This window comes from Bacillus marinisedimentorum, assembly GCF_001644195.2.
Lineage (GTDB): Bacteria > Bacillota > Bacilli > Bacillales > Bacillaceae_O > Bacillus_BL > Bacillus_BL marinisedimentorum.
Genome location: NZ_LWBL02000043.1, coordinates 1 through 19,531, shown reverse-complemented (window position 1 = coordinate 19,531; position 19,531 = coordinate 1). Strand labels below are relative to the sequence as shown.

General features: G+C 46.5%; 15 protein-coding genes. 8 read left to right on the top strand and 7 right to left on the bottom strand.

The window, feature by feature from the left end:
• Nucleotides 1-223: 223 nt before the first annotated feature.
• From A4U59_RS12980 to A4U59_RS12970, 3 genes are read left to right on the top strand one after another with little or no spacing between them, the layout of a single operon-like run.
• Nucleotides 224-616, top strand: coding sequence for a GntR family transcriptional regulator (locus A4U59_RS12980; RefSeq protein ID WP_070121002.1), 393 nt, complete (start codon nucleotides 224-226; stop codon nucleotides 614-616).
• A complete protein-coding gene (locus A4U59_RS12975) occupies nucleotides 609-1,511 on the top strand; it encodes an ABC transporter ATP-binding protein (RefSeq protein ID WP_070121001.1) in 903 nt (300 codons plus the stop codon). The genes A4U59_RS12980 and A4U59_RS12975 overlap by 8 nt, the downstream gene beginning before the upstream one ends.
• Nucleotides 1,486-3,456, top strand: coding sequence for a hypothetical protein (locus tag A4U59_RS12970; protein WP_070121000.1), 1,971 nt, complete (start codon nucleotides 1,486-1,488; stop codon nucleotides 3,454-3,456). The genes A4U59_RS12975 and A4U59_RS12970 overlap by 26 nt, the downstream gene beginning before the upstream one ends.
• Nucleotides 3,457-3,528: 72 nt before the next feature.
• Here A4U59_RS12970 and A4U59_RS12965 read toward each other — a convergent pair whose 3' ends face one another.
• Nucleotides 3,529-4,515 carry a M20/M25/M40 family metallo-hydrolase gene (locus A4U59_RS12965; RefSeq protein WP_070120999.1) on the bottom strand — a complete coding sequence of 329 codons (987 nt, stop codon included), beginning with the start codon at nucleotides 4,513-4,515 and terminating at the stop codon, nucleotides 3,529-3,531.
• Between the two features lie 491 nt (nucleotides 4,516-5,006).
• On the opposite strand from A4U59_RS12965, the gene A4U59_RS12960 reads away from it, so the two are divergent.
• Nucleotides 5,007-5,351 carry a hypothetical protein gene (locus A4U59_RS12960; protein ID WP_070120998.1) on the top strand — a complete coding sequence of 115 codons (345 nt, stop codon included), beginning with the start codon at nucleotides 5,007-5,009 and terminating at the stop codon, nucleotides 5,349-5,351.
• 107 nt (nucleotides 5,352-5,458) lie between these two features.
• Here the strand turns inward: A4U59_RS12960 and A4U59_RS12955 are convergent, their stop codons facing one another.
• From A4U59_RS12955 to A4U59_RS12945, 3 genes are all read right to left on the bottom strand, one after another.
• Nucleotides 5,459-6,319 (bottom strand): AraC family transcriptional regulator, encoded by an 861-nt coding sequence (locus A4U59_RS12955; protein ID WP_070120997.1) that lies wholly within the window; start codon nucleotides 6,317-6,319, stop codon nucleotides 5,459-5,461.
• 638 nt (nucleotides 6,320-6,957) lie between these two features.
• Complete coding sequence (gene thpD, locus A4U59_RS12950; protein ID WP_070120996.1) at nucleotides 6,958-7,869, bottom strand: ectoine hydroxylase; 912 nt, start codon at nucleotides 7,867-7,869, stop codon at nucleotides 6,958-6,960.
• 135 nt (nucleotides 7,870-8,004) lie between these two features.
• Nucleotides 8,005-9,204: a class I SAM-dependent rRNA methyltransferase gene (locus A4U59_RS12945; RefSeq protein ID WP_070120995.1), complete on the bottom strand. Its 1,200-nt coding sequence runs from the start codon at nucleotides 9,202-9,204 to the stop codon at nucleotides 8,005-8,007.
• A 223-nt stretch (nucleotides 9,205-9,427) separates the two neighbouring features.
• Between A4U59_RS12945 and A4U59_RS12940 the strand changes: the two genes are divergently transcribed.
• The 4 genes from A4U59_RS12940 (at nucleotide 9,428) to A4U59_RS12925 (ending at nucleotide 14,005) form a co-directional block, all read left to right on the top strand.
• The gene (locus A4U59_RS12940; RefSeq protein WP_070120994.1) at nucleotides 9,428-10,450 is read left to right on the top strand and encodes an NADP-dependent oxidoreductase; all 1,023 of its coding nucleotides are present in this window, start codon (nucleotides 9,428-9,430) and stop codon (nucleotides 10,448-10,450) included.
• A 118-nt stretch (nucleotides 10,451-10,568) separates the two neighbouring features.
• Nucleotides 10,569-11,300 (top strand): class I SAM-dependent methyltransferase, encoded by a 732-nt coding sequence (locus tag A4U59_RS12935; protein ID WP_070120993.1) that lies wholly within the window; start codon nucleotides 10,569-10,571, stop codon nucleotides 11,298-11,300.
• A gap of 122 nt (nucleotides 11,301-11,422) precedes the next feature.
• Nucleotides 11,423-12,310 (top strand): GNAT family N-acetyltransferase, encoded by an 888-nt coding sequence (locus A4U59_RS12930; protein WP_070120992.1) that lies wholly within the window; start codon nucleotides 11,423-11,425, stop codon nucleotides 12,308-12,310.
• Between the two features lie 141 nt (nucleotides 12,311-12,451).
• Nucleotides 12,452-14,005, top strand: a complete 1,554-nt coding sequence (locus A4U59_RS12925; RefSeq protein ID WP_070120991.1) for an FAD-dependent oxidoreductase — start codon at nucleotides 12,452-12,454, stop codon at nucleotides 14,003-14,005.
• 61 nt (nucleotides 14,006-14,066) lie between these two features.
• Here A4U59_RS12925 and ltaS read toward each other — a convergent pair whose 3' ends face one another.
• From ltaS to ybaK, 3 genes are all read right to left on the bottom strand, one after another.
• On the bottom strand, nucleotides 14,067-15,995 hold the full coding sequence (ltaS, locus tag A4U59_RS12920) for a lipoteichoic acid synthase (RefSeq protein WP_070120990.1): 1,929 nt from the start codon (nucleotides 15,993-15,995) through the stop codon (nucleotides 14,067-14,069).
• Between the two features lie 460 nt (nucleotides 15,996-16,455).
• Complete coding sequence (locus A4U59_RS12915; protein WP_070120989.1) at nucleotides 16,456-18,648, bottom strand: DNA topoisomerase III; 2,193 nt, start codon at nucleotides 18,646-18,648, stop codon at nucleotides 16,456-16,458.
• 85 nt (nucleotides 18,649-18,733) lie between these two features.
• Nucleotides 18,734-19,213: a Cys-tRNA(Pro) deacylase gene (ybaK, locus tag A4U59_RS12910; protein ID WP_070120988.1), complete on the bottom strand. Its 480-nt coding sequence runs from the start codon at nucleotides 19,211-19,213 to the stop codon at nucleotides 18,734-18,736.
• Nucleotides 19,214-19,531: the final 318 nt, after the last annotated feature.

Here is a 19,531-nt window from a genome sequence, read left to right as displayed (position 1 = left end):
AGAAATAAAGTCCGCTTACAGTAAATGAAAAGTTGATTGCCGGTAAGCGGCGCCGTGTAAATTGGTAACTTGCACACTTAAAAAATTTCCAACTTTTTCTTTACTTCTGTTCAAAACCGGCATACAATACTAAGTGTATTATTATAAATAGTACACCTAACACAGCTTTCCATGACATGCACATCCCATCACACTACATACCAATGAAAAGAGGGAGGCTTACATGTTTGAACTGGATGTCCGAAGCCGGAAACCGATTTATGAGCAGCTCGTCGATAAAGTGAAAGAGCTGATCATTCACCAGGTGCTGAAGCCGGATGAAAAGCTGCCGTCGGTCCGGGCGCTTTCCGGGGAGCTGACGATAAACCCCAATACGATTCAAAAGGCCTATCGGGAACTGGAGCGCCAGGGCTACATCTATTCGGTCAAGGGCCGGGGGAACTTTGTATCTCCGATGGAAATCATGCCGAATCAGGAAAAACTTGAGGAACTAAAAACAGAGATTGCAAAGCTTGTAGACGAAGCCGTCTATCTCGGCTTAAAACGGGAGGATTTGCTGGAGCTCTATCATGAAGCATCGCTGAAGGGAACTGAGGGGGGACTGACTGGTGATTGACCTGAAAAATGTAACGAAAACGTTTGAAGAAGAGGAAGCTGTTGGCGAGTTGAATCTTTCTGTCAAAAAAGGCTCCATCTACGGGCTGCTGGGTTCGAACGGTGCCGGGAAAACGACCCTGCTGAAATTGATCGCCGGTATATACAAACAGGAAAGCGGTTCGATTACAATCGGCGGGAAACCGGTGTATGAGAATAGCGCGTTGAAGGAGCGCATGGTTTTTATTCCTGACGCGCTTTACTTTTTGCCGCAATCGAATGTTGCCCAAATGGCTGACTTTTACCGGCATTTTTACCCGAATTGGAATGAGGATCGGTTCAACCGGCTCAAGCACGTATTCAACATCGAACCTGACCGGAAGATTCATCGCCTTTCCAAAGGGATGCAGCGCCAGGTTGCCTTCTGGCTTGCGTTTTCCTGCATGCCTGATGTTCTCATCCTTGACGAACCGATCGACGGACTGGACCCGGTGATGCGGCAAAAGATAAAAAACCTGCTGTTTCAAGATGTCGCCGAACGGGAGATGACAATCATCATTTCGTCCCACAACCTCAGGGAAATCGAGGATATTTGCGATCATATCGGCATCATGCATAAAGGCCGTCTCCTCATTGAAAAAGATCTTGATGACCTGAAGGCGGATACGCATAAAATCCAGCTTGTCATTGATACAGAAAAACAGGAACAGGCGATCATGAGCGGCTTGAATGTTATGCATAAAGAGAAACGGGGCAGTGTGCTCGTTTTAATTGTCCGCGGACATGCAGACGAGGTGGAAAACATAATCCATCCTGTCAAACCGGTTGTATTCGACCTTCTGCCGCTGACACTTGAAGAAATTTTTATTTATGAAATGGGGGATATCGGCTATGAAATCGAAAATGTCCTTCTTTAACCGGGGAGTTATGAAGCAGGACTTCAAACAGCACGGCTGGATCAGCCTTTTGTTTTTTGTCGGGTTATTTTTTATCTTTCCGCTTCAGTTTTTGATGGCGGCTTCAAACGATGACCATATCTATCATTACCTGAAAAATATTTTTGATGCTGGTTTTGAAATAAGTGCAGTGGCAACAATTGGAGTTTCAATCGGAGCCGGTATTTTCCTATTCCGTTATTTGATGATGAAGGACGCTGCGGATATGGTGCACAGCCTGCCGATCAGGCGTGGAGGATTGTACATAAATCATGCCGCCAGCGGGGTTCTGCTCCTTATGATACCGATCTGGCTGAATGCCGCAATTACTGCACTCATTTTGCTGGGAACGAATGTATCACCGATGCTCCAACCTTCAAGTTTGCTGGAATGGGGCGCTATTCTAACGCTTATCAGCGTGTTCTCCTTTTTATTTACAGTGTTTGTCGGCATGTTGACAGGCATGTCTGTTGCACAGGGAATTCTAACAATCATTTTTCTGTTTCTGCCGGCCGGCCTTGCACTTCTCGTAAGCTATCAATTGAAAATCTTCCTGTACGGATTTTCTGAACGGTATATTGAAACGTCCCGTGTGGAAAATTGGTCTCCTGCGATCAGGTTCATTTCAATCCGACCGGAGAATCTTCTGACATCGGCGGAACTGGCCTATTATATCGCGCTGATCGTTATATTCTTTCTAGCAGGGTTTGTACTGTATAGGAACCGCAGCCTTGAAACTGTAACGCAGCCGTTATCATTCCGGTTCCTGAGGCCGATTTTTCTTTCCGGTGTCACGTTTTGCGCCATGCTTTTGGGTGGTACGTATTTCACTGAATACCAGCAATATAATACATTCTGGCTGGTTTTTGGCTACCTGTTCGGCGCTGCCGCCGGCTACCTTGTTGCGTATATGGTTTTGCAAAAGTCCTGGCGGGTGTTCCAGCTTCGCACAGCCGGCGGTTTTGCCGGTTATGCCGCCATCATTGCGCTCTTATTGTTCAGTGTACAGGCCGATGTATTCGGCTATGAGTCAAATGTACCTGCCGCTGATGAAATAGCAGGTGTGTATTTTGGCGAAGATGCGTATCAATTACACCAAAAAATTGCTGAAAACAGGACTCCTTTTTCAGATGACCAACAGTACATCCAGGCTGTCCGCACCCTTCATGACCAGATAGCCGCCAGGCAGCCTGAAGTATCCGGCCACCCGTCCACTTTGAGGCCCGTATTCATCGCCTATGATTTGAATAACGGAGAAAAAATAGTCAGGGAGTACACCATTTCGCTTGATATGTTCCAGTATGAACTGAAGCCCATCCTTGAAGCCCGGCCGTATAAACGGGACCGGTTCGCGCTGCATCAGCTCGATATGCCGGTTGATAAAATAACGTTTCTCCCTGTAGAACGTTATGATGAAGGAATCACGATTGTCGACCAGGAGGAAATATCTGCTTTAAAAGCCTTATTGAAGCGGGAAATCTTGTCCCTTTCCGTTGATGAAATGAATGATAAGCGGAAACGCTGGGGGGACATCGAATTTTTATTTTCGAATGATGACCGCCATCACTATGCTTTTGCCAAAGCCCACGATGAAATTGAACAGTGGCTCGCCGACAAAGGCTATCTTGAAAAAGCCAGGTTGAATGCGGATGAAGTTGCTTCCATGGAAATATTCCAGCTTAAAGAAAAAATCGATATCAATTATCCGGAACCGTTGGAAAGTAAATTCGAGGACTATTCCACCGATAAAAATACAATGAAAGTTGAAGAGAAACAATTGATTGAGGAAGCACTCCTTCTATACAGTGATCCTTATGAAGCTCCAAAAAGCGAATACGGTGTGAAATTCACGATGCATGACGGCATGCGCTTTATCGGCGTGTTTGCCGATGAGAACCTTCCCTCCTTTATAAATGAACACTTTTGATACTGTGTCTATTACTCTAGTAAACAAAACAAGCTGCAGTTCCCATTTTGGCGGGAAGCAGCTTGTTTGCATTTATCCGTTATTCCGTTCAACAGTTCCATGGTTGATTTTCTGGACAAGTTCTGTCAGCAATTGGGAGAATGTGCTCAGCCGTTCTTCAATCCGGCCCGGGAATTCTGCCTGGATAAATTCCAGGTTGTCCTTTTCAGGCACATGCCAGATTTCCCCGTGTTTTTCTGTCTGTGTGTACCCATCCAGGTCACCCAGTTCCCAGTTGGTCGCTTCCAAATAAGCATAAGGGATACCCGCTTCCTTGAACGGTGCGTGGTCGCTCCAGTCACCCGTCGTGCCTGCCGGATAATGCTCATTCAGCCCCGGGTTCGTGCCGACATCAAGCTTGCGTTTTTTCGCGATATCCAAGGCAAGATCACGGACCCAGCCTTCTTCACCGTCATTCCCGTATACATGCATGTTGTCACCGGCAGCCAGGCTGTCCAGATTAATCATTGCGACCGTATTGTCAATCTCATTTTCGCTCATCTGTGAAACATAATGCTCAGAACCGACCAATCCCAGTTCTTCGGCACCGAAGCCGATAAACTTGATTGTGTACGGTGTTTTCAAATCCTTTAAGTTTTCGGCGACTTCAAGCATGACACCGACACCAGAGCCATTATCATCAACGCCCTCCACCCCATCAACTGTATCGTAATGAGCGCCGATAATGATCTGTTTATCTGACCTGCCTTCTTTCACGGCAATCACATTCTGGGAATCTACCAGATTCGCATCATGTTCAAAATTGAATTCTTGATACTCGGGCCCATATCCAAGTTCCGCAAACTGGTTGTAAATGTAAGCCGCGGTCTGTTTCTCATCTTCCGTTCCCGCCGGACGGTCCCCAAACTCACCGGCAAGGTATGTAACATGCTCGTAAGCAGAAGTTCCCGGCGTCTCCTTTGATGCTTTGTAATAGTTTTTCGCCAGGGCGGGCGAAGCCAGTAATGAAATAACCAGAATAAATACCGCAGTAAGAAGAAATCCTTTCTTGTTCAACATGCTCTCATCCTCTCCCTCTTTTGATTATTACACATAGAAATCGTTACTGTTTTCCCTTTTTGTCCGCGGTAAAACATAACTTCAGCCCCATTGTTTTCCCTTTTTGCACATTCATGGCATATGCCCTACGTAATCTTATAAAACCTCCTGTAAAAGGAAGGATGTTTGTCCTATAAAAACGTTCCCTTTGTCCTCTTTTTTTGGAACAAATTTCTTATTTTTCAGTAATTTTCAACGCATGGGTTAGCCTGATTCCATTATGATGGGGGCTTCGGCTATTTAAGTTCTAAAGACCCAGACTGCACCCCGAGTGTAAAGCCAGGGGTTGAACGGAAGCGATCTCGCCTGAAACTATGAACACCTCCTCCAAAACTAAATGCTCAAAGCAGCTTTTAAAAGAATGGCGTCCCGTTTAGAGCCCGGGGTTTCAGGTAATGAAAGTAATGAAGAGTATCAATCTGAGAAATGTTCCATTTATCAGGAGGGATTAGATGTACTTGAATGAGTTGAAAGACCGGGAAGTCCAGGTTAAATTCAAAAACCTGCCCGAAGGATTAACGGGACAGGTGACCGGAATATACTACCCTGATGACTGGCTAATTGCAAAAATGGTGAATTCAGACAGCTATGGGGTCTGGCTCGAGAATCCGCACTACCGCCGAAAGGTTACGCACAATCCGGATGGCAGCCAGCTTCCTGCGGATGAACAGAAAGAAAACAAAACAACCGCCCACATGATGATCAGGTGGGAATACATTGCATCAATCATTACCTGCCCGAATGAAGCTACCCTTGGGACAGAAGACGCAAAGACGATTGGATTCAAGGCGGAATGATAGTTGGGGCTGGCCACTTAAAAGGGTCAGCCTTTTTAGACAAACCATAAGAAAAAGGCAGGATAATCCCCGCCTTCTACTCTCAGTTTCTTTAGAATAAATAACTGTTATTTTTTGATAATCGGAATCCATATTTCACTGCGGTAGTCTTCATCCGCCGGGTTGCCCGGCAAATATAACTCCAGTTCCGGAGCTTCCGCATGGGCATACCCTGTGGCTGGAAACCATTCCGAAAAAATACGGCCCCATACTTTCTGCATAGCATCCGGCATTGCTCCCCTGACATCAAAAACCGCCCAGGTGGACGCGGGAATTTGCTTCACCTCAAATTCCGCCGGCACTGTCCCGTCGGGTTTATTTCCTGCTATAAAATACGTGAACTCTTCCAGATCCCGGTCAAACTCCATGCATATCCCGTACATCACATCTTCACTATCCGGCTTGCAAAGCTTCACAGACGTGCCGTTCTTGTTCATTTCATCCCAGAAAGCAGGAATCGTTTTCATATTTTCTCCGTTTGCCGTACGTACCCGCTTTCCTTTCCCAATCACCTCAAACGCTTCTTTTTCAACAATCCGGTAATTCATATCTTGATCACCCTTTATTTGGATTTGAAAGGACAGGCGGGGATAGGCCTTCAGCCTCCTACCAGACTCCCGTGCCTGGGACGGGCTCATGCCGTGCATCTTCCGAAACGCTTTCGAAAAAGATTCCGGTGTCTCATATCCGTACTTCAACGCCACGTCAATGACTTTTATTGAAGTCGACGACAGTTCCTGTGCCGCTACTGTAAGCCGCCTCCTACGGATATATTCAGCCACCGTCACACCAGTGATGAACTGGAACATCCGCTGGAAATGAAACTTGGACGAACAGGCCGAAGCCGCAACTTCCTCAATCGATACCTCCTGGTCGAGCCGGTCTTCGATAAAATTAATGCTGTCCATCATTCGCTGAAGTTCTTCCATGGTACTGCCCCCTTCCTTTCAATTTCTATCCTACGCTCTCTTCGAATAACCAGCCTGTCATTTTGTGCTGTGTTGGAACAGGTGGTTTGCTGCTGTCACTTTTTATATACTGTATGGGTGCTGGTAAGTCCTTTTTTCTTACGCTTTTTTGCTTTTGCCCCCGCTGCATCTAAAAAAAGAAAAACTGCGGAAATTAAAAATAAATTGCCCATTTAAAAAAATAAAACTCAAGACAAAAAGATAAATAGCTAAATTTGAAAAAATTCAGGCGAGTCTTCAGTCAAAGACCATGGCGCAGCTGGCCATTGCGTCCAAACACTTCCTTGCTCACTGTATACTTTTCTTTCCGGCAAGAAAAGCGTAAGACGCCTGCTTAGCGGCGTACACCGAAGGCCTTTTCGGGAGCACATGGGCTCGATTCGTTCCCTTATTAGTGCTCCGAAGGCCTTTTCAGGAACGCATGGTCATTAGCGGGGATTCCTGCAGGAAAGCGGTTTTCCCTTCCGAGGGAATCACCGCTTATAGCGATACCCGCTGGCGCCTGGAGCTAGACACTAATCTTACTTGAAAACCTTATACTTTCTTGCCTTACAAAAAGACCGGCTCCCTGCAAGGGAACCGGCTTATCCACTCATCTATCAATTCACTTTTTCATGCGGTTTTATCGCTTCAACACCTTCCCGGTTGGCAAGGAATTCCGGGCGCTCCTTCTGGCCTGAGAATGGCGAAACAAGCTGGTTCTCGATGGAATTATAAACAAAGAAAACATTGCTCCGCGGAAAAGGCGAAATGTTTCCGCTTGAACCATGCATCGTATTGCTCTCAAAGAAAATGACGGAACCTGCCGGGCCGGTCGCCGTATCGATTTTGTTGCCGGCTTCTTCTGTCAGCCATTTCAGGCTGTCTTCATCCGGCACACCGACTTCCTGCTTTTTCAAAGACGATTTGAAGTTATCCTCCGGTGTTTCACCTGCACAAGTGACGAACCACTTATGCGAGCCCGGAATAAGCATGAGCGGGCCATTGAATTCGTGGTTGTCCGTCAGGATGATTGAACAGCTGAGCGCACGCATATTCGGCATGCCGTCTTCCACGTGCCAGGTCTCAAAATCGGAATGCCAGTAAAACTCTTTCCCTTTGAAACCCGGCTTGGCATTGATTCGCGATTGGTGGATGTATACCCCGCTTCCAAGCAGCTGCTCCGCAACTTTCACGAGCCGGTCATCCTGCGATAATTCCTTGAAGAAATTTTGGTTTTTATGGACTTCAAACACCGACCTTACATCATCGCTTCCCGGCTCCTTAATGACATCTTCGGCATTCCGGCTCCGGTTTTCATGCATTGTCTGCTCCAATTCCTGCTTCATGCGGGCCACTTCTTCATCGTTGAAAAACTTTTCGAACATGATATAGCCATTTTGTTCATAGAAGTTCAGCTCCTGTTGACCAAGCGGACCTACTCCGGGGGACTCGTTATGAATTACAGGATCTTTCCGTTCAAAAACCTCCACATGTTCACCTTTCCTGGAAGGATATTTATCTGCTGCCATATGATTCACCCCTTATAAATTCTTCTGTAGAGTGTCTTACCCGGGACTTTTTTATTAAAACTTAATTTTTTTAAAAAACCTTTAAATAATTTTCACTTTCCATAAAAAAAGAGCCCTGTTTCCAGGACCCAGCTTTTAAGGTTTGGCTTTTCTAATGAAAACAACCTTCAAATAATCTCCTTCAGGAAATGACTTGATCGTACGAAAGTCTTCCGGAAGGGAAAACTCCTCAAGTATTTTGTATTTCCCGCCTGTTTCCTTGAATGCCCGGTCAATGAATCCCTTGAACTTGTCCATGCCGAATGATGCAGCATTTGTGGAAGCGGCGATGATGCCGCCTGCTTCTGTAATGGCGATCGCATCTTTTAGCAGATCCTTATAGTCTTTGGCGGCACTGAATGTATTCTTCTTCGAACGGGCAAAGCTTGGCGGGTCTAGGATGACCATATCAAATTTGAGGTTGTTTTTCTTCGCATAGTTGAAGTAGCGGAAAACGTCCATCACTCTGATATCCTGTGCTTCATGGTCGATCCCGTTAAGGCTGAATTGTTCGATCGTTTTCGGCAGGCTGCGGTTCGCCAGGTCTACGCTTGTCGTTTTCGCAGCGCCTCCAAGAGCCGCAAAAACAGAAAACGCGCCGGTGTAGGAAAAAGTATTCAATACCCTCTTGCCTTCTGCATACTTATCGCGGATCGCCTTTCTGGCCTCGCGCTGGTCAAGAAACACACCGACCATTGCGCCTTCATTTAAATAGACGGCAAAATGGGCGCCGTTTTCTTTCACGATCAACGGGAATTCTGCCCGTTCGCCATCGACAAAGTCATCGTCGTCAATGTACTGCCCTTTTGCGTCAAATCGCTTTTTCTCGTATATCCCTTTATAGTCCGCAGATTTTTTCAATGCTTCAATGACTTCTGCCCTGAACGTATAAATGCCGAGACTGTACCAATTGACCAGAAAATATCCGTCAAAATAATCGATCGTAAGGCCCCCGATTCCATCTCCTTCGCCATTGAACACCCGGAAAGCGGTTGTATCCGGATCATCGTAGAGTGAGGATCTGTAATCAATTGCTGCCTTTATTCTGCGATCAAAAAATGTTTGGTCGATTGCTTCGCTTTCTTTGCGGCTCAGCACCCATCCGTATCCTTTATTCTGTTTCCCATAATACCCCCGTGCGACAAATGAACCGCTGCTGTCTTTGAGAGTAAACAGCGATCCTTCTTCCTTGAGCGCCGAAATGTTTGAAACTGCCTCCTTGAAAAGCAGCGGATAACCGCTTTGATATTTTTTTACAAACTTTGCCTGGACGTTCAATCGTATCTCATTTCTCATGTTATCTGCTCCATTATCATTTTTAGGTTTTTCCCGTTTCGCTTATTCCTCATTAAAACACACTTTCCGCCTGAATTCTAATTTCCGGGGACTAGATGAAGGATGAAAAGGGAATAGAGTCGAAGAACGTTTAGGAAGGCGCTGGCTGCCTTATGAAAGAAATGCTTCCCGGCTTTGCAGCCGCAGCAGTCAGCAGCAGACAGCCAAAAATACATAGGAGGAGATGCACATGCAGCAAATCCAGTTGGCAAGAAGACCAAAAGGAATGCCGGTTTCTGAGGATTTCCGTTTTGTTGATGTTCCCGTGCCGGAAATTGATAATGGCAAGGTTCTGGTGAAAACCCTCTATATGTCCGTTGACCCTTATATGCGCGGGCGTATGGTAGATGCAAAGTCTTATATCGAACCATTTCAACTTGATGAAGTGATCAGCGGCGGAATTGTCGGTGAAGTTGTGGAATCAAAATCCGAAAAATTCCGCCAGGGTGATATTGTGACCGGAATGCTTGGCTGGCAGGAATACTCGGCAGCTCATGACAGAGAAGTCCGAAAAGTGGACCCGAATCTGGCCCCTGTCACGACAGCACTGGGGATACTCGGCCTGACTGGCTTGACTGCCTACTTCGGAATGCTTGATATCGGCAAACCGAAAGAAGGCGAAACAGTTGTCGTATCAGGTGCAGCAGGGGCTGTGGGCTCAGTTGCCGGCCAGATCGCCCGCATCAAGGGAGCACGTGTGGTCGGTATTGCAGGAACGGATGAAAAAACGGGGTACTTGCTGACGGAACTCGGTTTTGATGCAGCAATTAACTACAAGACGACCGAATACCTCCATGAAGCGCTCAGGGATGCCTGCCCGGATGGCGTTGATGTCTACTTTGACAATGTCGGCGGCGTCATTTCCGATGCGGTGATGGATATGCTGAACAAGCATGCCCGCATACCGGTGTGCGGAGCCATTTCATCTTATAACGCTATAGGAGAAAATCTTGGTCCGCGGGTCCAGAGCAAACTGATTAAATCAAGCGCCCTGATGAAAGGGTTCATAGTCGGTGATTATTCCAATCAATTTCTTGACGGTGCCCTGCAGCTGGCCGATTGGCTGAAATCAGGAAAGTTAAAATATGAAGAAACGGTTATAGACGGATTTGAAAATATTCCGCAGGCCTTCATCGGGTTGTTTGAAGGAAAAAATCTTGGCAAGCAGCTCGTCAAAGTCGCAGATCCTGAATATACAAAGCTTTAATAAGCTAAGCCGCTTTCAGGATGAGAGCGGCTTATTTTCGGGGAATCACTAATGCATGCCGCCGTTTTCTATACCGTCTGCACACGATAACCTCGCTTTACAGAAAGGGGAAAGATTCATGACCTTTTATGAAATGCTAACCGAAGCCTATGATGTCATATTTCCGCTTAATCCGAAGCAAATCGAATTTATCGCTTCCCATATTTCCCCTCCCGCCCGTGTAGTTGATGTCGGGGCAGGAACAGGGATCGCTGCTGTCGAACTGGCAGCGATGGGTTTCGAAGTGACGGCACTCGAGCCTGAAGCTGGCTTTGCCGAACAGATAAAGGACAAAGCAGCCAAACAGCAGGCTGCAGTAGAGGTCATCCAGGACGATATGCGCCGGCTAAAAGAAAATGTCACGGGCCGCTTTGATTCCATTATCTGTATTGGCAACACGCTCGCCCACTTGCGGGACAGAGGCCAAATAAAACAAATGCTGGCTGATTTCCACTCCCTTTTAAAAGAATCGGGCGTGCTGATTATCCAGGTGGTCAACTATGATCACGTTCTTCAATATGAACAGTATGAACTGCCAGCGATCAACCGCCCGGGGCATAACGTTTCTTTTCAAAGGACGTACGATGTCGGTGAAAACGAAATCCATTTCCATGGAAAACTTACAGCCGGCGGAACAACTGCTGAAAATGACCTGACCCTTTTCCCGCTTACTAAAGAGATTCTTCATAGCGGTTTTGAGGATGCCGGCTTCACCTCAATCCGCTATGCCGGGGCATTTGACGGCAGGCCGCATACACCTGATGCCCCGGCATTGATTGCTGTTGCAAGAAAGGAAAAAGTAAGAAGATAGCATGTCGGAAACCCGTTATGAAAACGGGTTTTTTATGTGAAAAAAGAACGGGGAAAAGGAAAATGCCAATCTTTCGTGAATACCTTAGGAGAAACAGCAGAATATGACGGGGGGATAACGTTTTGATTGAACTGAGAAAGATGAGTGACTGTACATTTTCAGAGGCATTGCAAGCCTGGAATAAGGGATTTGAAGGCTACTATCTTGATATGACGATGGAGATTGGCCCTTTTCTGAAACGGATGGTGAATGAGGATTTGTCTCCTGAGTATTCCTGGATCGTTTTTTCTGAAGGGTCACCTGCCGGGCTTATCCTGAGCGGAATCAGGACAATTAACGGGGAAAAAAGATCCTGGAACGGCGGGACAGGCCTCGCTCCTGAACTGCGTGCAAAAGGGACAGGCAGATTGCTCGTGGAAAAGTCGCTGGAAACCTATGAGGAAAACAGCGTCGATGTATGTTTCCTGGAGGCAATAGCTGATAACAGCCCTGCTATATCCCTTTATAAAAAAATGGGATATGAGGTGGTGGATGGACTGATTTTTTTCCAAAACCGCAACTCCCTTGATGATGCGGCTTTCAAAACAATAACAGATTATCGTGTAGAGCATATCCCCGTTCATGAAACAGCAAACCTTGACTTTTACGAGGCGGAAAATTCGTGGCAAACGCTATATCAGAGCGTCAAGTGCGGGAAAGCAGTCATCGCCTATGATGATCAAAACGAAGCGGCCGGTTACGCTCTTTTTACAACACAGTACAAAGACAGCGGGGAACTTGCCGCAATCACCCTATATCAATGTGAAACCAAACCCGGGAGAAACGATGAACAACCCATCCTGAACAGCTTGCTGTCGGCGGTATTCAGCCCAAATTCAGAAAAATGCGTGCGCTCTACGGTCAATACATCAAAAAAGTCAACGTCACTCATTGATATTCTGAAAAGATCAGGATTTACAGCAGCAATCGAACAAGTCCATATGAAAAAAACGCTGCAGCCGACTGAATAATGTACTGTAAATAATTTTTGATTGCCTGGCAATTGCCAGGCAATTGTGAAGCAACTAAAGCCTCTTTGAATTCAGATACATGTTTTTCTCTTCAGATGGGGAGATTATGGACAATGTGGATGAAATCGGGAGGTTTTTCATATGAGCAAAAAACACGAAAAAAAACCAGCGATGCCGCGGTTCCCTGAGCCTTATTGGCGGGAAAATATGCATCTGCTGCCAGAGTTCGAACAGCTTGATATAGACCTGACTGTCGATATCGCAATTGTCGGCGGCGGAATCACAGGCATCACGGCAGCCTATTTACTGACGAAAAACGGCTTCAAAACGGCTCTGATTGAGGCCGGAAACCTGTTAAACGGAACAACCGGACACACAACCGCAAAAGTAACTGCACAGCATGGACTTATTTACGATGAGCTTATTCAGCATTTTGGAGAAATAAAAGCTCAGCAGTACTATCAGGCTGCAGTTGATGCCATGGATTTCATTAAACAGACTGCAGAAGAGCACAACATTGATTGTGACCTGACCGAGGAAGACGCCTATTTGTATGCAACCACGGAAGAATACAAAACCAAGCTGCAAAAAGAGCATGAAGCATATAAACAGCTCGGAATTAACGGCAGGTGGCTTGAAGAAATTCCATTTGATATTAAAATAACCGGCGCACTCGCAATGGAAAAGCAAATGCAATTCCATCCGCTGAAGTACCTTGCACCGCTTGTCTCGTATATCCAGGAAAACGGCGGACTTATCTATGAAAAAACAACGGCTGTCGATGTGGAAGAGAACGATCAGCCCGAAGTGATTTTGCGCAACGGCAAAAAAATCACGTGTAAGCATGTAGTAGCTGCATCACACTACCCTTTTTATGACGGCGGCGGTCTATACTTCACCAGAATGCACCCTGACCGTTCTTATATCATTGCCGTAAAAGCCGAAAAGGAGTATCCCGGCGGCATGTATTTGAGCGTGGACAATCCCGTCCGTTCCTTAAGGTTCACTGATTTCAACGGCGAAAAACTCATTCTGATTGCAGGAGAAAACCACAAAACAGGACAGGGCATTGACACGATGGAACACTATAAGGCACTTGAACAGTTCGGCCAAGAAGTGCTCGGCATTAAGGAATATCCGTACCGATGGTCTGCACAGGACCTTATCACCCTTGATAAGATTCCATATATCGGCCAGATCAAGGATGGCCATCCTAATATATATGTTGCAGCAGGCTATCGAAAATGGGGAATGACAAACGGCACGCAAGCTGCATTGCTGATCACTGACTTGATTATGCACCGCAGCAATCAGTACCTGGACCTTTATTCTCCGTCAAGGGACGTAAAAGCCGATCCGGCCATCAAAAAATTCATCAAAGAAAATACGGATGTCGCCGGTGAATTGATCGCTGGAAAGCTTGATTTCAACCGAAAGCGGATCGAAGACATGGAAATTGGCGAAGGCGCCATTGTGACAGTAAACGGCCAAAGGGCCGGCGCATATAAAGAAAATGAATCGACCATCCACATCGTCGATACAACCTGTCGGCACATGGGCTGTGAAGTCAAATGGAACGCAGGAGACCGGACATGGGACTGCCCTTGCCATGGTTCCCGCTATTCCGCTGACGGAACCGTCGTTGAAGGCCCTGCCGAAGAACCTCTCCCGCCTGCCGACAGCTCCGACAGGTGACAGGCACCCGTCGAATATTGTCGAAAAAGAAAGCTCTGCCACATTGTGGCAGAGCTTGTTATCATTCATTCATATCTCTGTAATTATAATCGTCTGGGTTTACCGGTTCGAAACCTTCAGGCTCATAGAAGCGGAGCAAGTCTCCGTAGACGATCCGGTCGGACAGTTCAAGCATCTGGGAAGCCTTATCGCCATAATACGTACACTTGCTTTCATCTATCAATTCACCCGTTTCGTTCTCATAGCATTTGCTGTCAACCTGGGTGTATTCCGGTGTTACAAAATCACCATTGCGGAACGGCACCAATTCTTTGTGCTGTTCTGACAGCAAATCGGTTCCGAGTGAAATATAGTCTTTCGTATCGACACCAAGCAAGTGAAGCATTGTCGGTCGAATATCTAGCTGACCGCCGTACTCATCGACTTTTTCACCTTTCACGCCCGGAATGTGGATGAAGACCGGCACACGCTGAAGCTGGGCATTTTTATACGGTGTGATCTCTTCACCCGTAATTTCTCCCATTGCCGTATTATGGTTGGACGAAATGCCGTAATGGTCTCCATACATGACAATCATTGTATTGTCATACAAGCCGGAAGCCTTCAGGTCGTTAAAGAATTGCTCCAGTGCCTGGTCCAGGTAATTCGCAGTCTGGAAATAGTAATTCACAACATTATCGTTTGTATCTTCAGCAGGGAAAGGTGTATCCCCTTCATCCATTGTAAACGGAAAATGATTGGTCAAGGTCAGGAACTTTGTATAAAACGGCTGCGGCAGCTCTTTCAAATACGGAATGGATTCTTCAAAAAACGGTTTATCTTTCAGCCCGTAGTTATGGGTTGCCTCCGGCGTCATATTGTAAGAAGCAGAGTCATAGAACCTGTCGACACCAAGGGATTTGTACATTTCCGAACGGTTCCAGAACGACATGTCGTTGCCATGGAACGTTGCGGAAGTATATCCTTCCGATTTCAAAATGGCCGGAGCTGCCTGATACACATTCTGCGCTTTGTTGATGAACACAGAACCCTGCGGCATTCCAAACAGTGAGTTGGCGATCATGAATTCTGCGTCCGACGTCTTGCCCTGGCCGGTCTGGTGGAAGACATTTTCAAAGAAAAACGTATTCGGGTCCCTTTTCAGGGAATTCATAAACGGTGTTACTTCCTGCCCATCTACGCGGTAATCCAGTACAAAATTTTGTAATGACTCAAGCGAAATATAGATGACATTCATGTCTTTCGCTTTTCCGAAATACTTCGGATTTGGACGGGCATGGTTTGCCTTCACAAAGTTTTCGACTTCGGCGATATCATTGCTGTCAGCCATCGCTCGCTGTGTCGTTGATTTCGTATTCAAGAAGATATCATAAATGGTAAAGTTATAGGCTCCTAGATATTTAACGATATAGTTACGGTCAAACGTACGGGTCAGCAGCTGAGGGCGGTCAATATTTGCCAGCCCAAGGTTAACTGAAAAAATGAGCATCGCAGCAACAAACAGACCCGTAAGCGGGCGAGCCGCCAGTTTCGGCTGCGTCTCCACCTTTTTCATCAGCACGATTGCAAGCAGCAAGATCGTATCGGCAAAATACAGAATATCCAGCGGTGACATCAGCGCAAGTGCACTGCCGCCCAGCTGGCCGCCGTTTTTCTTCGCCTGCATGAGAACCGGAACGGTAATGAAATCATTGAAAAAACGGTAGTATGCAATATTCGCGTATAGAAGAAATGACATCAGGAAGTTAATCGCCACAAGGGCATATTGCTGCGCTCTTCCTGAAAACATTAAAGCGAATGCAAAAAAGAACAGAGCTGAACTGACCGGGTTCAAGAATAAAAGAAAATGCTGCATCAGACTCTCAACGCCCAGGTTGAATTCAATCAAATAAGCGGAATACGTTTTAAGCCAGAACAGAACGAAAGCCAAAAGAAACAGGCTGTATTTTTTTGTCCGCAGTGTATGATATGTCTCTTTGAGAAGCTTCATTTACGTTCACCTCTTTGAGTTTACAAAAACCCTCTACATGATATCCTTCGTGCAACTCTTTCATTATATAGGAATGGTTTATAGATTAGTATATCTTATTTTTTTGAAAAAATGGAATATTTTCCTTTTCACGGTATGAGGGCCATGTTAAAAAGCGTGATCAAAACCGTACACTTTCCGCACTTACACAGGACGTGCCGCCTCTGCACTCCCGCAGAAGGCGGCGGCTTTAAAGGGGATTTTCAGCTATTCACCGAGACTTCACGCTCTAACTGGCTGCGAATTCTTCTTAGCTATTTTTCCGAAGCAATCCTAATCTATATCTATTGTAATCCTCTTTACAGCTTTTTAAAAGAATTAACGAGCAGGAACATAGAACGCCCCCTGCTCGTTATTATATTACCGCACATTAAGGATATGAAACTGATGTAACGGTTTTATAAATGTTTTGTTAAGTTTGTCATTTTTTATCAAGGCCCAGTTTTTTAAGCTGTTCTGCCAGCGCATTGTTGATGGGTTCGTCGCTGTCTTGCTTTTTTAAATACTTGTTGACGTCGCGCTTGGATGCTTTGTTCTGCTGCTGTTTTTTCCTTCGCTCCTGGAAAGCCGACATTTTTTCTCGGTAGCCGCAGCGGCAGACGAATGTCTGGCCTTCGCCCTCACCGCGCAGCTCCATTTTCTTTTTGCAGTTCGGGCAGCGTGCGTTTGTCACTTTGGCCACATTTTTCCGGTGTCCGCAGTCGCGGTCCTGGCAGACAAGCATTTTTCCTTTTTTCCCTTTCACTTCAAGCATCAACTTTCCGCAGTCAGGACATTTTGTCCCCGTCACGTTATCATGCTTGAATTTTTGATCACTGTGTTTGATTTCATTCACGGAGGTTTTTGTATATGATTTGATTTCCTGGATGAACGAGTTTTTGGCAAGTTTTCCTTTGGCGATCGATTCAAGCTGCTGTTCCCACTGTGCCGTAAGCGCCGGCGATTTCAAATCCTCCGGCACAAGATCAAGCAGCTGTTTGCCTTTTGAGGTAATGAAAATTTCACTGCCGCGTTTTTCAATCAGGAAACTGTTGAACAGTTTCTCGATGATGTCCGCCCTGGTTGCGACCGTGCCAAGCCCTCCGGTTTCACCGATCGTCTTGATCAAGTCCTTGCGTTCGCCCGGCATATACTTCGCGGGATTTTCCATAGCTGACAAAAGCGTTCCTTCGTTGAACCGTTTTGGCGGTTTTGTTTCCCCATCGGTCATCTTCATTGAAACGACCGGCAAGCGGTCTCCTTTTTTCAGAGGGGGCAGCTCCTGGTCTTTCAGCCCGTCGTTTTCCTCTTCATCGTCGGCAGCAAGGTCATACACTTCCTTCCAGCCGTCTGCAAGAATCCCTTTCCCGTTCGCATAGAATATCTCCCCGCCGATGTCCGCTTTCACGGTAGTCTGTTCATATTCAAACGGAGGATACAGAACAGCGAGGAACCGTTTCACAATCAACTCGTACAAATTCCGCTCTCTGCTGCTCAGTGAACTGAGATTCGCTTTTTCTTCCGTCGGGATGATCGCATGGTGATCAGACACCTTTTGGTCATCGACAAAAGACTTATTCACTTTAATGGGCCGGCTCGCCGCTTTTGCTGCAGCCTTCCGGTAAGGCCCGGTTTCACAGGCCTTGATGCGGTCTTTCAGCGTATCGGTAATGTCACTTGATAAAAAGCGGGAATCCGTACGCGGATAAGTGACAAGCTTATGCTGTTCATACAACTTTTGCAGGGTGGATAACGTTTCTTTCGCCGAAAAACCGAATCGTTTATGCGCATCCCGCTGCAGTTCTGTCAAGTCATAAAGCTGCGGTGCGTAGCTTTTCTTCGGCTTCTTGTCGACTGCCACAATTTCAGCGTCCTTATTTCTGATCGATTGCAATATGCGTTCCGCTGTTTGCTTGTTGAACGTTTTCGCATCGTTCGATTTTTTATCCCGCCATGTGAAAGATACCTGGTCTGTAACAGCACTGATTCCGTAATACGGCTTCGGAACAAAACGCTTTATTTCATCTTCACGGAGGGCGATCATGCCCAGTGTCGGCGTCTGAACCCTCCCGCACGAAAGCTGGGCGTTATGCTTCGTTGTCAGAGCGCGGGTTGCGTTCATGCCGACATACCAGTCCGCTTCCGAACGTGCAACTGCCGACTCATACAAGTTTTCATATGCTTTGCCGTTTTTCAATTGACTGAACCCATCTTTGATGGCTTTATCCGTCACAGATGAAATCCAGAGCCGCTTGATTGGCTTGTTCACTCTCGCCTTTTCGATAATCCAGCGCGCCACCAGTTCCCCTTCACGCCCAGCATCCGTGGCAATGACAATTTCATTTACGTCTTTGCGGGCCATCTGTGCTTTCACAGTGCTGAATTGCTTCCCGGTTTTACGGATCACCTGGAGCTTCAGCGGTGACGGGATCATCGGCAAGTCTTCCAGTTTCCACGTTTTATACTTATCATCATAGCGTTCCGGCTCAGCCAGCTCAACCAGATGCCCAAGCGCCCATGTCACAATGTATTTTTGGCCTTCAAGAAAGCCGTTCCCCTTTTTGGTGCATTGAAGCACCCTTGCTATATCTCTTCCTACTGAAGGCTTTTCAGCAAGTACTACTATTTTGCCCATCATTCCATTCCTTTCTGTTTGGCCGGGGAAACTTCCCCGTCCTGTCTTCCGTATTGTTCCCTTGAATTATTCCATCCTTGAGCAGCTATTTAACAAGTTCCAGCAATATGGCATTCGTTACACCGCAAAGCGATGCAGGGGAAATTTCAACCTGCAGGCCGACTTTTCCTGCGCTGACAATGATGTTTTCAAGCGATTCCGCCCTTTTATCGATGTAAGTCGCATACTGCTTTTTCATCCCGACCGGGGAGCATCCGCCCCTTACATAGCCGGTCAGCTTTTGGATATCTTTTACCGGAATCATTTCCATCTTTTTCTCGCCGGAAGCTTTCGCCGCTTTTTTCATATCCAACTCGGCGGCAACCGGGATGACGAATACATAAAGTTCCCCGCTTGTCCCCCGGCACACTAGCGTTTTATAAACAGATGCAGGATCCTTCCCGATTTTGCCTGCTACAGAAACCCCATCTATTTTACCATCCGTTTTATCATAGCTGAGGATGCGGTAATCTATCCGATTTGCTTCAAGAAGGCGCATGGCATTGGTTTTCGGTCTATTTGCCATTCCGTTTCACTCCAAGCCGGTTCATATAATATCCATACCATCATACCACGATTCCGCCTCGAGAAAAAAATCCCTGCCGGCTGTCGGACCTGCATGGACCATGTTAATTAAACGTTTATTTAACTCTGGCTTTGTCAAATCGGCAAGGTAAATAGCATTGGGGTTAGCACAAGAATCCTAGAGGAAGAAAACAATAAAGTGCCTGCAGGCGGAAATGGTTTGGGCAGTGGCCCGGGTACAGGGCATTGAATTGTGGCTTAGTGCATGTATTGTTGCCGTTTGCATCGTTATAGGCACGGGAAGCAGAGGGGCGTGCCT